11 protein-coding genes are annotated in these 13970 nt (G+C 63.6%); 2 read left to right on the top strand and 9 right to left on the bottom strand.

Features of this window, described 5'->3' with window-relative positions; genetic code table 11:
- Positions 1 to 118 precede the first annotated feature (118 nt).
- From EOA49_RS14110 to EOA49_RS14125, 4 genes are all read right to left on the bottom strand, one after another.
- On the bottom strand, positions 119 to 505 hold the full coding sequence (locus EOA49_RS14110; RefSeq protein ID WP_082980640.1) for a response regulator: 387 nt from the start codon (positions 503 to 505) through the stop codon (positions 119 to 121).
- 5 nt (positions 506 to 510) lie between these two features.
- Entirely contained in the window at positions 511 to 2952 is a 2442-nt protein-coding gene (locus EOA49_RS14115) for an ATP-binding protein (protein ID WP_127239979.1), read from the bottom strand.
- Positions 2953 to 3128: 176 nt separating this feature from the next.
- Entirely contained in the window at positions 3129 to 3983 is an 855-nt protein-coding gene (locus tag EOA49_RS14120; protein WP_164746690.1) for an alpha/beta hydrolase, read from the bottom strand.
- A gap of 19 nt (positions 3984 to 4002) precedes the next feature.
- Complete coding sequence (locus EOA49_RS14125; protein ID WP_127239977.1) at positions 4003 to 4851, bottom strand: Lpg1974 family pore-forming outer membrane protein; 849 nt, start codon at positions 4849 to 4851, stop codon at positions 4003 to 4005.
- Between the two features lie 336 nt (positions 4852 to 5187).
- Here EOA49_RS14125 and EOA49_RS14130 point away from each other — a divergent pair, with 336 nt between their 5' ends.
- Both EOA49_RS14130 and EOA49_RS14135 read left to right on the top strand, forming a co-directional pair.
- Positions 5188 to 6381, top strand: a complete 1194-nt coding sequence (locus EOA49_RS14130; protein WP_164746689.1) for a cytochrome P450 — start codon at positions 5188 to 5190, stop codon at positions 6379 to 6381.
- Positions 6378 to 6971 (top strand): hypothetical protein, encoded by a 594-nt coding sequence (locus EOA49_RS14135; protein WP_127239975.1) that lies wholly within the window; start codon positions 6378 to 6380, stop codon positions 6969 to 6971. Before EOA49_RS14130 ends, EOA49_RS14135 begins: the two co-directional genes overlap by 4 nt.
- 37 nt (positions 6972 to 7008) lie before the next feature.
- On the opposite strand, the gene EOA49_RS14140 is transcribed toward EOA49_RS14135, so the two are convergent.
- The 5 genes from EOA49_RS14140 to EOA49_RS32620 all read right to left on the bottom strand — a co-directional run.
- Positions 7009 to 7875, bottom strand: a complete 867-nt coding sequence (locus EOA49_RS14140; RefSeq protein WP_127243200.1) for an alpha/beta hydrolase — start codon at positions 7873 to 7875, stop codon at positions 7009 to 7011.
- Positions 7875 to 8306 carry a hypothetical protein gene (locus tag EOA49_RS14145; RefSeq protein ID WP_127239973.1) on the bottom strand — a complete coding sequence of 144 codons (432 nt, stop codon included), beginning with the start codon at positions 8304 to 8306 and terminating at the stop codon, positions 7875 to 7877. The genes EOA49_RS14140 and EOA49_RS14145 overlap by 1 nt, the downstream gene beginning before the upstream one ends.
- Before the next feature lie 148 nt (positions 8307 to 8454).
- Positions 8455 to 9795 (bottom strand): HlyD family type I secretion periplasmic adaptor subunit, encoded by a 1341-nt coding sequence (locus EOA49_RS14150; protein WP_127239972.1) that lies wholly within the window; start codon positions 9793 to 9795, stop codon positions 8455 to 8457.
- Positions 9792 to 11486, bottom strand: a complete 1695-nt coding sequence (locus tag EOA49_RS14155) for a type I secretion system permease/ATPase (RefSeq protein ID WP_127239971.1) — start codon at positions 11484 to 11486, stop codon at positions 9792 to 9794. The genes EOA49_RS14150 and EOA49_RS14155 overlap by 4 nt, the downstream gene beginning before the upstream one ends.
- A 79-nt stretch (positions 11487 to 11565) precedes the next feature.
- Positions 11566 to 13970, bottom strand: a 2405-nt coding sequence (locus tag EOA49_RS32620; protein ID WP_245460651.1) for an Ig-like domain-containing protein, incomplete at its 5' end; no start/stop codon positions are given.

The raw sequence follows: 13970 nt of genomic DNA on the forward strand, positions 1-13970 counted from the left end.
GATTCGCGGCGGCCGCATTTCGACACAATCACTAGATGAATATTGGGCCATGGTATAGGAGCGGCAAACGCAAAACCGACTTTGCCGACAGGCATCTTTTGCGCGGCTTTCTCGCCGGCTAAACCGGGCCGGAACGCCCCGAAAGCAGCCTTCTCACCTCGCCCGCAAGCGCCAGCGGGTCGAACGGCTTGGCGATCACTCCCACGGCTCCCATGGCGAGATAACGCTCCACCTCATGCGTCTGGGTGCGCGCCGTGATGAACGCCACCGGAATCGCGGCCGTCAGCGGCGAATCGGCCAGGCGCCTCAGTGTTTCCGGCCCGTCCATGTCCGGCATCATCACGTCGAGCAGGATGAGGTCAGGGCGCCAATCGGCGGCATCGGTCAGCGCTGCGATGCCCGAGGCGCTGGACCGCACCTCGAATTCCGGCTCGAGTTCCAGCGACATCTGGGCGATTTCGCGGATGTCGTCCTCGTCATCCACATAGAGGATCCTTGCCGGCATAATCATCACTCCTTGGCACTGGAGGCGGGTCTGGCGCTATCGAGCGATGAGACCAACATGCTCCTGACCAGCCTGGCGACATCGATCTCCGACGCCTTGGTCTTGGTCATCATCGCCTGCACCCGGTCACCGAGGTTCTGATCCAACTCGGCCGCCGAGAACACGATGACTTGGGTTTCCAGCGGCAGATCGATGAGCAGATCCAGTCCCGATCCGTCGGGAAGCAGTATGTCCAGGATGACCAGGTCGAAGCGATGCTTTGCGACCGCCTTCCGCGCCTCCTGCAGCGTTTTGGCGGAAGCGATCAAGACGCCTGGACCCAAGCCAGCTGACATCACGGCAAGGACGCCCTCGTCGTCCTCGACGTGGAGGATCCTCGGCCTCCGCTCGACCTTGCTGGCGAGGATCTTGGCGAGAGCGGCGTGAAGGCGCGCCGAATCCACCGGCTTCTCCAGCCAGTCGACGATGCCGATGGCGGTTCCGTTCAGCGAGCGCCTGGCCTCGTCGGCGATGGCGGAGATGACGATGACCGAAATCTCGGAATTCACCGGTGAGACCCTGATGTCGTGGAAGAGCTTGATGCCGGATTCCCCGGCCAGCTTGATGTCGAGCGTCAGCGCCACATAGTCGCGGGAGTTCAGGAGCGCTTTTGCGGTACCGATATCGGGGGCGACATCGCTGGAAAAGCCGTCGGCGTCGAGAAGCGCTGCGATCACCGCAGCGATGTCGGGCTCATCCTCGCAGATGAGGACGCGCAGGCGGCCATCGCGCTTTCGCGACCGGCGCTCGACCAAAACCGGCTTCTCGACACTTCTCTGCGCTTCGGCAAGATCGACGTGAAACGAGGTCCCCTTGCCTTCCTCGCTTTCGAAGGAAACGGCGCCGCCGAGCTTTTCCACGATGGTCTTGACGATGCTCAGGCCCAGGCCGGTGCCCCCCTTCTTGCGGGTGCTGGAGGCATCGGCCTGCTCGAACTTGCCGAATATGCGGCTGCGGAACGCTTCCGGGATGCCGGCGCCTTCATCGACAACGGAGATGCGCAGCATGTCGCGCTCGCGACGCTGGAGCTTCACCATGACAGTGCCGCCGGGATCGGAGAACTTGATCGCATTCGACAGCAGGTTCGCCATCACCTGGTGCAGGCGATCGGGGTCGATATTGGCTTCGGCGCGCGGGGCATCGTCGACCAGGACGATGCGGATCCCGCTCTCGGCCATGTAATTGGAACTGGCGGCGATGGCCTGCTCCAGGACCGCACGCACTGGCATCTGCTTGATTTTGAAGGTGATGACGCCCGACTCGATCTTCTCCATGTCGAGAATGTCGTTGATGAGAAGAACCAGCCTTTCGCTGTTGTTGTGGGCGATGTTGACGAGGTTGGCGGCCTTGGGCGGCAGCTCGCCCGCGACGCCGGCTGCGATCAGGCCAAGCGAGCCACGGATGGATGTCAGCGGCGTTCGCAATTCGTGGCTGACCGTCGAAATGAAGTCGTTCTTGAGCTGGGCGTTTCGCTTCTGCTCGGTGATGTCGCGATTGTAGGTGATGACGCCGACGATCTTGCCGGCCTCGTCGCGGAACGGCGCCTTCAGCGTGTAGAGCCAGCCCTGCCTGCCGTCAGGCAGGAGCGCGGGCTGATCGATGCGCAACGTCTGCCCGGCCTCCAGCGCGCCCATTTCATCCTGCCTGAAGCGCTCGGCCACGTCCTTGGGATAGAAATCGAAATCCGTCTTGCCGATGAGGTCCTCGACGGAGGCGGCGCGCACCAGTTCGGCGGTGGCTGGATTGGCCGCGATGAAGCGCCCCTGAGCATCCTTCACGTTGAGACTGTCCGGCAGCTCGCGAACCATGGCACGGAATATCATGTTGGACATGGCCAGATCGCGTCGCCGCTGCTGCCGGTCGAGCAGCACGGCAATGATGAAGGTGCTCAGGAAGCGGAACAGGAGCGACGGCAACGTGCTCTGCTGCACGAAGCCGGTCACGACCTGCGAGGGAATGACAAGAAGCGTGATCAGCCCGGCCAGCGCGACCGACAGGCCGAGGCCGAGTATGTCGAACATGGTGCGCGAACGGACCGCGACGATGTGGTGCCAGGCCAGGCCGACGACTGCGGTGATCAGGATGCTCATGACGCCGACTTCGGCGCCCTGACCGCCCAGATGAAGACGATAGGCGATGGAGCCGGCAGCGGCGATGAGCATCGCCGGCCATCCGCCGAAGAACGCGGCCGCGCCGATAAACGCGGCACGCAGGTCGACGATGAAGCCGGAGACGGACAAGGCCGTCGCCATGGAAATGACCGCGCCCGCGCACATGACCACGCCCAAAAGCAGCGAATGTGCCCGCCGCGAGAGACGCCCGGTGAAATCCGCCACAAGGTCCCAGGCGACGATAAGGATGGAGACCAGGGCAAGATTGGCCAGCAGTGAGTGCCAGATCTCGGTCATGACTTTTCCGGCTCGGTTTTTTCCGACAAATACCGGCAAAACCTATCCGAGGTCTAAAGAGCGGGCCGAGTAGGCTGATTCGGAGTGACACGCCGAATACGAGACATGGCGCCAAGGTCCCGTCGGACCGACGCGATCATGCCGGGATATGTCGAGGAGCTCGGCGGCGGATGGCTCTAAGCCAGACTACGGAAGCTCGACGGTGGCCGCGACACCCAGCCCTCGATCTCGCGGGTGACGAAGGCAGCGGCCTGGTGATGGATGAAATGTCCGGCACCAGGTAGCGCCAGCAGCGATGTGACGTTGTCGACCTCGCGGTATGTGCCGTCATAGGCGCCGGCCGGAATGTAGGGATCGTCGGAGCCGAACATCACCAGAGTCGGCGCCCTGACTGGCGGCAGAGGACCGATATCCGGCATCTTGCCCAAAGGTATATTGGCTCTGTAGTAGCTAAGCATCGCATCAGGGTGGGAGCGCTCAAGCGACTCGACGAGCAACTGCCGTTCGGCTGCGTCGGCGACCCAGCCGCCTAGCTCCTCCGGCGTCGGTATGGCGCCGCTGATCCCCTGGAAACGACGGATGTAGTTGATGGTGCCGGCATTGGCCGGATCGTGGATGGCGCGCAAGTAGTGGCGGGGGTGCGGCGCCGACAGTAGCACCAGATGGCGCACGAGCTGCGGCACGCGCATCGCCAGCCACCAGGCGATCATGCCACCCCAGTCATGGCCAACGACCGAAACCTGGGAAAGGCCCTCCGCCGCCAGCACGGCCAGGACATCCTCTACAAGGCATGGCATGAGTGCGTAGTTGGCATGCCCCTGCGGGGCATCGCTTCGCCCAAAGCCGCGCAGATCCGGCGCCAGTACCCTATACCTGCCTTCGAGTGCCTCGATCTGGCGACGCCAGCCGAGGCCATGGTCGGGAAAGCCGTGCAAAAACACAATCGGCGGGCCGAAGCCCGCCGCAATGTAGTGCAATTTGACGTTGTCGTTGGCCGCGAACCTGGACTCGAAACCGGCTTCCAAATTCACTTGCAGCGAGCCGCCGCCGTCACATCTTGACTTCGAGGCGCAGGAACGGACCGTCGAACGTCTGGTTCTTCTGGTCCGCGTTCACGATCAGATTGTGCCACTGCTCGATCTTGTAGCCTGCCGTAAAGGTAGTGTTCGCGATGGGAGTCCAACTCAAGCCGACCGAAGCCTCGACATTGGAGACGGTCTCACTCGAGTGCTGGCTAGACAGTGTATCGGAAAATTGCACGTCGGGGTTCGTAAATGTCACATTTTGCCGAATGCGGTCGGTGCGGCGCCCCCACATGACGGACCCTGCAACCGAACCCGTCAAGCCCCACGTCTCACCAACCGGATAGTAAGCCTCCGCACCGATGCGCGGACCAATGCCCCAGTATTCCGAGGTGCCGATTTTGTCAGTGGAGAAGCCCTTGTCGGTGGGATCGGTAGGTGTTGCCGAGAAGGATGAATGGAACTCCGTCTGGTCGGCGTGCAGCAGTCGCAGGCCACCGAAGAAACGAATGTCGGCCGTTTGCACCTTCACATGCTTGCCGAGATCGAAGTCGACCGTCTGGAAATCGAATCCGTGACTGAGAGACGCGCTGAGCACACCACCGGGGACCGCTTCGCTGTCGCCCTCCGACCAGTCCCTGCCGGTATGAAAGGCGCCGGCCAGGCGCCAATCCATGTCCGGCGAAATCTGCTTGGTCAACGCTATGGAGCCGTTGAAGCCGGCCTTGCTGGGCGGAAGACCGAGCTTGTCGGCATCATGGATGTCATTTGAAAAGTACGAGCCTTCAAAGGCGAGCTTGATGCGCGAATCGACGACCGTCTGGTCTGTTGCCTGCGCGTCATTCGCATGGGCCGCCACCACGCCGACAGAAGTCATTGACGCAGCCGAGGCCGCAACAGTCGCCAAAAATCTACCGGATGCCTGCGCCCGCACGCTTTCCCCCAAAGAATCCAAACCCAAAACCCGCGGCAAGCTAACTCATGGGAAGCATCCGCGAAAGCCACTGAAATGTCTTCGTCAGGCGCTGTGACACCTTTGCCACAGCAACCATCCCATGGACGCGGACCTGAGGCCTCGGATCCCGCTACACGTGTGAGCTGTCGGACCTGGGTCCAACCAGCCTATCGACTCGAAGCAAATGTGCTAAGCGTCTTGGACGGGTATGTCAGCCGCCGAAACCGGCCATATCCGGTTGCGGATGGCGGGGGCCAGATGAATCAATCGCAGATCGAGGACGTCCTCAACAGTCTCGTTTACGCGCTCTACGCCCAAAGCGGTCGACAGGGAGCGGCCGAGAATCGCATCGGAAACCTCCAGGTGTTCGACCATCCTGATGCGGTCGACCACATCGTCAAGTCGCCGGCGCTGTTCCGCAAGAACTTCTCGATGATCTCGGCCCTGGGCTATAGCCGTTTCAACACCAACGATGAAAATTGGGCGATTCGGCGCGAGATCACCCAGGATGCCTATCTGGCGGCTGCGAGACCGACTCAGCAAAACGCGGTATCCGAAATCTACACTACCCGCCTCTTGCAAAGCGATGCGACGCTGCCCGGCATCCAGAAGGCACTGTTATCGGCCTCTCTCACCATCTTCTATCGCGCCTTCGGCCTGGTCGGGGACATCGAGCAGACGCTCACGCTGATCGACCGGGTCCGCGAAGTGCTCCGCCGGCTACAATATTTTTCCTGGGTAGCGCCTACGATTTCCGAGCGTGACGGGGCCGTGTACGACGCCCGCCACGTGGTCGCCGATTTTGCCGCCCAGCTCGCCGCCGAGCCAGGCGCTGCGGCGGAGATGGCGCGCTTCGCTGAGAAGGCCAAGGCTGTCCGGGGCTTCTCGCCCGTCGAAGAGTTCGTCATGAATGTCTTTGCCGGCGTGGAGACCACCGTCGCCACGGTGCTATGGGTGATCGATCGGTTGGGCGCCAACGAGAAGGTGCAGCAGCGGATTCAGGACGAGATCGATACGGGCAAGCCGGACACGCCCTATACCGACTGCATCGTCAACGAGACGATGCGCTACTTACCTCCGATCCCCTTCCTGGTCCGGGAGGTGGGGGCGGAGACGTCACTGGACGGCAGGCAGCTGCGGGCCGGGCAGCTCATTCTGCTCTCCGTGGTGGGCGTGCACCAGCATCCCGCTTTCTGGGTCGATTCGAAGTCCTTCGATGCCAGCCGCAAGGAATTCATCGAGGATACGTATGACCGTCGCGCCTTCATCCCTTTTCTCACTGGGCCACGCATGTGCGGCGGCGCACGCCTCGGTCGGCTGGAGGTCAGGGAGGCGGTGCGAGCGATAGTGCGCCAGTTCACCTTCAAACGGGCGGACGATGTGATCCGCTTCGACTATGGGCTGGCGTTGCGGCCGGCGGCCGGCTCCTCGGTCGCCGTTGCCCGGCGATGAACCAGGCCTCCCGGACCGGTCCGCTCATCGAGGGCGAGCGGCTCTCTTTCCCACATGTGGGTGGCCGCCGCTACGTGCGCGGGCTGGACGTCGTGGCTCTGATCGAACGCCGCTGCCCGGATTTCACCCGGCTCGACCTGAAGTTCCTGCGGCCGATCGCCCACCGTGCGGCAATCAGCTTCCGACGCGATCACGACACAGCCGTGGCGGTCTCGCTTGTGCCGACCAAGGGCGCGCCGCTCGACCTTTACATCGTCAACCTCGACAAGGCTGAGGGGCTGTCCGGCAAGGAGCCTCGGCTCGCCCCTCACATCGCCTTGCCCGGGAGTGCCGCCTACCATCGCTACCTCGTGCTTGGCCGGCGCAGCAACGCTGAAATCCTTGCAGTGGTGTTCAACCGGTACCAGGCCGCCACAGGCCGGCGCTTCGTGCTAAGGGCGCTGCATCTCGAACCGCCGCGTGCCGCAAGCATCGAACTGGTCAGCCTCAGCGAACCAAGGACCGAACGGGGACTGGGCGTGTGCTCGATCACTCGCCAAGGCCGGCGCTGGTGCAGGATCGAGATGATCGAGGCGCAAGGGTCGGGGTGACGTCAACGACTTAAATCAAAGATCGGTTCGATGCCCGTCACGCGGCGGTAAGGAAACCGAGAATGAGCAGCGCCTGGTCGAGAGTCATCAGCGAGGGCGGGTGGCCTGCATCGACATTGTCGGCCACCCACAGGTCCGGACGAACAAGCCGCGTGCGCTCGATGGCCTCCCTGTCGATGAAATTGCTGTCGCGGCCGTACATAAGGAGGAACCGCGCCTGCACCTTGGCGACAATCTGAAACAGATCGTAGTCGCGCCCGGCCATGGAACCGAAGCTCCCGGTCGTGGCGGGGTCATAGGCCAGGCGGAAAACGTCGGGGCCGGAAATGACCTTGTTGGCGACATAGCGCGAAAACACGGCTTCCTCGACCGGCCCCATGAAGGAGCGAGTCGAGCGCACATACGCCTCGGCCTCGGCGCGAGTGGCGAACTTCGCTTCGCTGTCGCGGATGATCTCGGCGCGTATACGGTCGACATTGGCTCCGCCAAGCATGGGAACGTCGTTGAGCACCACCTTGGTCGCCCGCGAGCGGGTCATGTAGAGAAACAGCAAAAGGATCGTGCCGCCCCAGGAGGAGCCGATGAAGTGGTTTTCCTTGCCGGCAAATTGACCGAGCGCGCGCAGGCAATTGTAGTAGACATTGATGTCGTAACCCGAACCCAGATAGGCGCTGCGGCCTCGCCCGAGCAAGTCAGGGCAGATCACCAGATAACCGTTGCGGCAAAGGAGGGCTGCCAGGTAGTCGAAATCGGCGCCGTTGCCGGTAAAGCCGTGCAAACAGAACACGGTACCGCGCGGCGCGCCCGCCGGCTGCCAGATACGCACGAACATCGACGCATAGCGGTCGTCGAGGCGGATGAGGATCTCCTGGGTCAGCGCCTCGATGGATACTGGATGCGCCATCACGCGTCCCGCTTGCGCACAGCGCGTTTCATGGCGCCGCGGGCATCTATGAAATCGCGCTTCCAATAGACCGATTTGTCGAGATTGAGCAGCTTGGCCTCCTTGATCAGCGGCAGGATGGCCGAGGACGAGCGCGTCGCCAGTACCGTCACAGCGACGGCAGGGCCGCCGGGATAGGGATTGAGCGGACCATTGTTCGCCACCCACGCCTCGGCAACCTCGCGACTGGTCACGATCCAGCCGACATAGGCGACGATGGCATCGCCGATGGCGGCGATCAGATGCGTCTGCTGCTCGAGCTGGTAACGAAGCGACTTCACCATCTGGCCGAATTCATAGCCGTCGAATGGCGGATAGTGAGCGATGAAGTTGCAGACAAGCCCGAGCGAGACCGGGTTGAAAGGAACGCGGGTGAAGAGGAGATTGCTCATGCGGACTCAGGGGTTGGAAACGGGCGCGAGATTATGCTGAGCAGCCAAGGTAGGGCTAGTGGGGAAATGGGAATCGACCGCCGGCACCGCCGCAATGCTTGGACTGCAGCCGTCCAATGCTTGCGCTACCCCTTGACGGGCAGTTCCCTCACTTCTGCCGGAAGGCCGTATGCAGCGACGTGGTCAGCGGCCCCAGAATGTAGTCCAGCGCGGTGCGTTCCTCGGTGACGATCATGACCTGCGCCGGCATGCCGGGATAGAGCTGGATCTGCGGCGCGGCGGCGAGTTCCTGCTGATCCACCGCCACGTCGGCAACGTAATAGGGAAAGCCGGTCTTGGCATCGGTGACGCGGTCCGCCGAGACGCGGGTGACACGGCCGTGGATGACCGGCGTCGTGCGCTGCTTGTACGAGGTGAAGCGGACCTCGGCAGTCATATCGGCGCGCAGGCTGGATATGTCCTCGACCTTGACCTGCGCTTGAACGATCAGCGAATTCCTGGTCGGCACGATATCCAAAATGGTCTGGCCGGGCGCGACGATCGCGCCGGTCGAAAAGACGGTCAAGTCCATCACCTGGCCGTCATAGGGCGCGCGCACTTCGGCGCGGTCCACCGTGGCCTGTGCGGCAAACATCTTCGGCACCAGATCGGCAAGGTTCGACTGGGTGTCGATCAGCATGGCCGAAAGTTTTGCGCGACGCTCGTTGGTGAGCTGCGCGATCTGGCTTTCGAGTTCGGCCTTGCTCTGGCGATTTCCGGCGATCTCGCCGAGCGCCTGGTCGATCAGGCCCTGCAGATCGGAGGCCGAGCGGTCGAGCTCCAGGATACGCGGCTTCGTCGTCAGCCCCGCCTTCAGCAGCTTGTTGAGGCTTGCCTTTTCGTCGATCGTCGACTTGAGCTGCGCGCGAAAGGATTCGACGCGCGCCTGCTTGCCATCGATCTGCTCGTCGAGCTCGGCGATGCGCTTCTGCAGGATCTGCCTGGCGCCGGCCATCGAGGCGCGCTGGCTCTCGAGGTCGGCAATCTGGTTGGCCATGGCGTCCTGCAGATAGGCCTGGTGCTCGGCGGTGATGTCGTTCGGGAAGGCAACCGCCTCATGGCCGTCCAGCTCGGCGCGGATGCGGGCATCGGTGGCGCGCAGCAGCGCATATTGCTGGGAATAGAGGTTGAATTCCGACCGGGCGCGGGTATCGTCGAGCAGCACCAGCACATCGCCGGCCTTGACGATGTCCCCGTCCTTGACCCGGATTTCCTTCACCGTGCCGCCGTCGAAATGCTGGACGCTCTTGCGGTTGCCCTCGACCTTCACCACCGCATCGGCAAGCACCGCGCCATTGAGCGGCGCGACCGCGGCCCAGCCGCCGAACACGCCGAAGAAGGCTGCGATGATGAGCAGGCCGATCCACACCGGTGCCCGGATCGAGTCCGCATCGGCGCCCGCATCTTCGGTGCCGGCGAGGTTGCGATAGGTAGCGGCGATATCGGTCATTGGGCCGCCACCGTGATCGGTGCCGCGCGCTGGTTGAGTAGCGCCACGATTTCGTTTCTCATGCCGAAGGCTTCGACCGCGCCATCCCGCAAGAGCAGGATCTTGTCGACATTGGCCAAAGTCGAGGGCCGGTGCGAGACGATGATCACCGTGCTGCCGCGACGCTTCAGCTCCAGCGCGCATTCGGCCAGGGCGCGATCGCCGTCGGCATCGAGATTGGAGCTCGGCTCGTCGAGCACGATGAGGTTCGGCAGGCCGAAGACGGCGCGGGCAAGCGCGATGCGCTGCCGGTAGCCGCCGGACAGCACCGCCCCGCCCTCGCCGATCTGCGTCTCGTAGCCTTGCGGCAGCCGGATGATCATCTCATGCACGCCGGCGAGCCGTGCCGCCTCGATCACCTCGCGGTCGACATCGGTCTTGAAGCGGCCGATATTGGCGGCCACCGTATCTGAAAACAGCTCGATGTCCTGCGGCAGGTAGCCGATATGGTCGCCGAGCGCCTCCCTTCCCCACTGCGTCATGTCGGCGCCATCGAGCCTGACCGTGCCGCGGCTCGGCTGCATGATGCCGGCTAGGTGACGCGCCAGCGTCGACTTGCCGGCGCCGGAAGGGCCGACGATGCCGAGCGCCTCGCCTGCTTCGAGCCGGAACGACACATCGCGCAGCAGCACCTTCTGCAGGCTGGGAATGGCGAAGCTCAACTGCTCGACGGCGACCTTGCCGGAGGGCTTCGGCAGGTTGAACGAGCGTTCGCCCTGCGCGCCGCCGTCCAGCAGCCTCTCGACCCTGCCAAGGGCGGCCCGCGCCAGGATCAGGCTGCGCCAGAGGCCGACGATCTGCTCGACCGGCTGCAGCCCCCTGCCCAGCAGCAGGCTGGCCGCAAACATCGAGCCGCCGGTGATCTGCCGCTCGATCACCAGATAGGCGCCGAGGCCGAGGATAAGCGACTGCATGGTGAGGCGCAGGAAGCGGATCAGCCCGGACATGACCGCTGCCCGGTCGCTCGCCCGCCCCTGCTGGCCGATTGCCAGGCCGCGATCGCGCCCCCAGCGCCGGACGAGGCCGTCGATCATGCCCATGGCGCGGATGACTTCCGCGTTCCTGAGGCTCATTTCGGTGAAATTGTAGTTGGCCGTGGCAAGGTCGTTGGCCTGCTTCAGCGGCGCCCGCACGATATATTCGTTGAGCACCGCCATGGCGATGAGAAGCAGCGAGGAGCCCAACGCGAAGAAGCCGAGCCAGGGATGCAGGAGGAAGATGATGCCGATATAGATCGGCGACCAGGGCAGGTCGAACAGGGCATGGATACCGCTGCCGGTGATCACCTGCCGGAAGGTGTCGAAATCGCGGATCGGCTGGCTTGGCGAGGCACCCTGCGACGGGGTTTCGACGGAAGCCGCCAGGATCCTGGCCGAAAGCAGCCGGTCGAGCCGCGCGCTGGCGCGCGTCAGGATCGCGGCGCGCACGAGGTCCAGACCGGCGAGCGCCAGGAACGCCGCAAGCAGCACCAGCGTCAGCATCACCAGCGTCGTCTCGCTGCCGCTGGTGACCACCCGGTCGTAGATCTGCAGCATGTAGAGCGGCGATGCGAGGTAAAGCAGGTTGATGGCCAGGCTGAACACCGCCGCAAACAGGAAATAGCGGCGGCAGGCGCGAAGCGCTTCCCTGACGATTTTAGGCTTGCCGTTCAATTCCAAAACCCCACTCGATACACGTCAGGCCGAGTTTTCAGAGGGGCGAGCCGCCGCTGCCGGCAGCCCGCCTGTCGGTTCACACCAGCTCGCTCGTCCCGCTTCCGATTCCCGTCAGGGTGAACTCCGCCGGATTGTAGGTCACGACCGTATGGCCCTCACCGTCATCGGCGAGCTTGAAGCCGCTCGCATCGTAAGTGCCGAGCAAATGCAGCGTGGCATTGTGCGCGCCGTCCGAGACGGTCAACGTGCCGCCACTGCCATCCTGGCTCGCCTGATAGACGACCGTCGTTCCGACACCGAATAGGATGTCGTTGAGGTCCAGCTTGTCGTCGTTGGTGATACCGCCGATCCGTCCGCTGTAGTCAAAGGAGTCGTCGAGCTCCAGCGTGCCGGCCGCATTCTGCGCAAAGGTGACATCCGTCGACGAGGCTGCGCCGAATTCCAGCTTCGACAGGTTGCCGATCGTGGCATCGCCGTCACCGGTGACTTCGCCGCGGATGACAATGTTGCCGCCATTGGCCGAGAGCATGCCGGAATTCGCCAGCCCGCCGGCGACGACCAGGCCGCCCGAACCGGTCGCTTCCAGCATGCCGGAGTTGGTGACGACGCTGCCGCCGGTGTCGATGACCAGGGCATTGCTGCCAGAGGCGATGATGATGCCCCTGTTGTCGAGGCCGAGCATGCCATCGCCCAGTTGGCCGGCACCCGAGATCGTGTTGTCGACATTGACGAGCGTAACGTCCGGGCCGGTGCCGGAGATGACGTTGGCCGCGCTGTCGGACAGGACGACCTGCCCGCCGCCCTCAAGGGTCACGCCATGCTGGATGATCTGCAGCAGGGTCTCGGCGCCGGTCGAGTTCAGCGCAATGATGCCGCTGTTGTTGACCGTGCCGCTCAGCGGCAGCAGGGCGCCGTCGCCAATCGTCATGGTGCCGGCGTTGTTCACTACCGGTGTCTGGTCGAAGACAAAATTGCCGGCGCCGAGCGCGGAGGAGTGCACGCCTTCCAGCGTGATCGACTGGCCGTCGGCGAGCGTGATCACCGCATTGCCGCTGGCGTCGTCGGCGGTATGCGCCTGGACGTCGGCGAAGGTCTGGAAGCCGGAGTAGCCGATGAGGTCGATCTGGTCGGCGGCAGCATCGAAGCTGTGCACGGTATCGTTGCCGATCGGCTGCGAGAAGACGAAGAGATCGTTGCCGCTCGAGCCGGTGAGCACGTCGTCGCCCGACCAGGCAAAGATCGGCGAACCTGGCGCGTAGGCCTCGACGTTGTCGGCGATGAACACGCTGCCCGTGGTGCCGTCAGCATTGGTCCAGGTCATCTGGACGTCGAGCACCGCTGCGCCCACGAAATCGGCCGGCGTTGTTACCGTCAGCTCGTGCACGGCGGATGACTGCACCGTCCAGGAGCCGTCGGCATTCTGCGTGGCCCCGTCGATGGTCCAGCCGGAAGGCAGATCCTTCACTATGACAGTGACGGCCTGACCATCCGACGGGTCGGTGAGTGCAAGGTTGATCGGCTCGCCGGCGGTGCCGGCGGGCTTGAGGCCACCTTGACTGGCGGGGTGGCTCAGGTTGCCAGCGCCGTCCTTAAAGGCCCCCGCGCTGAATGTCGCCGTATAGGTCGTACCGTTGTTGGGCTTGTTCACGAACAGAGTATACGTGTCGACTGTGTTGCCACTGCCATCGGTTGTCGTGCCCCATGTTCCGGGGGTCGTCGCCAGGAAGACGCCATTCGACAGTGCCAGCTTCGTTGAATCGAAGAACGTGTGGTTCATTCCGCTTTCGCTGAACTGAACGATAAGGGTGCTCGGCGCCCCGGCATTTCCCTGAACGCCGCTGATCAGCGTGATGCTTGGCGGCGTTACGTCGCCAGCGGTGTCGATGCCGACCGTGTCGGAGCCGGCGCCGCCGAGGTTGAGCGCGGCGTCGGTGTAGCTTCCTGCCGTCACCGACACCGAGCCGGTGCCGGTGAAGCCGTCGTCGGCGGTGAAGGTGGCGGTATAGACCAGCGGGTCGGCGGTGGCCGCAAGGCCGCTGATGGTGCCGTGCGTCGCCGTGATGTCGGCGGCGGTGAAGCTGACCGGCGCTTCCGAGAAGGTGAAGGTGACGACCGAGCTGTTGTCGCTATCGCTCAGCGCCGTGTCGACGATGTTGACCGCAACCGTCGGATTGACCCTATCGATCGTCACGCTGTCGGATCCGGCGCCGCCAGTGTTGCCAGCGGCGTCGGTGTAGCTGGCTGCCGTCACAGACACCGAGCCGGTGCCGGCAAAGCCGTCATTGGCCGTGAAGGTGGCATGATAGGTCGTCGCGGTATCCTGCGTGAGGCCAGTGATGGTACCGTTCGTCGCCGTGACGTCGCTCGCGTCGAAGCCGCTCGGCGCCTCCGAGAAGGTGAAGGTGACGACCGAGCTGTTGTCGCTATCGCTCAGCGCCGTGTCGACGATGTTGACCGCAACCGTCGGGTTGACCCTATCGA

The sequence above is a fragment of the Mesorhizobium sp. M1A.F.Ca.IN.020.04.1.1 genome, from assembly GCF_003997315.1.
Lineage (GTDB): Bacteria > Pseudomonadota > Alphaproteobacteria > Rhizobiales > Rhizobiaceae > Mesorhizobium.

Coding starts and splice junctions, on each gene's coding strand:
- EOA49_RS14145 (WP_127239973.1), bottom strand. CDS start 8,306: ATGAGCAATCTCCTCTTCACCCGCGTTCCTTTCAACCCGGTCTCGCTC.
- EOA49_RS14150 (WP_127239972.1), bottom strand. CDS start 9,795: ATGACCGATATCGCCGCTACCTATCGCAACCTCGCCGGCACCGAAGAT.
- EOA49_RS14135 (WP_127239975.1), top strand. CDS start 6,378: ATGAACCAGGCCTCCCGGACCGGTCCGCTCATCGAGGGCGAGCGGCTC.
- EOA49_RS14110 (WP_082980640.1), bottom strand. CDS start 505: ATGCCGGCAAGGATCCTCTATGTGGATGACGAGGACGACATCCGCGAA.
- EOA49_RS14125 (WP_127239977.1), bottom strand. CDS start 4,851: ATGACTTCTGTCGGCGTGGTGGCGGCCCATGCGAATGACGCGCAGGCA.
- EOA49_RS14115 (WP_127239979.1), bottom strand. CDS start 2,952: ATGACCGAGATCTGGCACTCACTGCTGGCCAATCTTGCCCTGGTCTCC.
- EOA49_RS14140 (WP_127243200.1), bottom strand. CDS start 7,875: ATGGCGCATCCAGTATCCATCGAGGCGCTGACCCAGGAGATCCTCATC.
- EOA49_RS14130 (WP_164746689.1), top strand. CDS start 5,188: ATGAATCAATCGCAGATCGAGGACGTCCTCAACAGTCTCGTTTACGCG.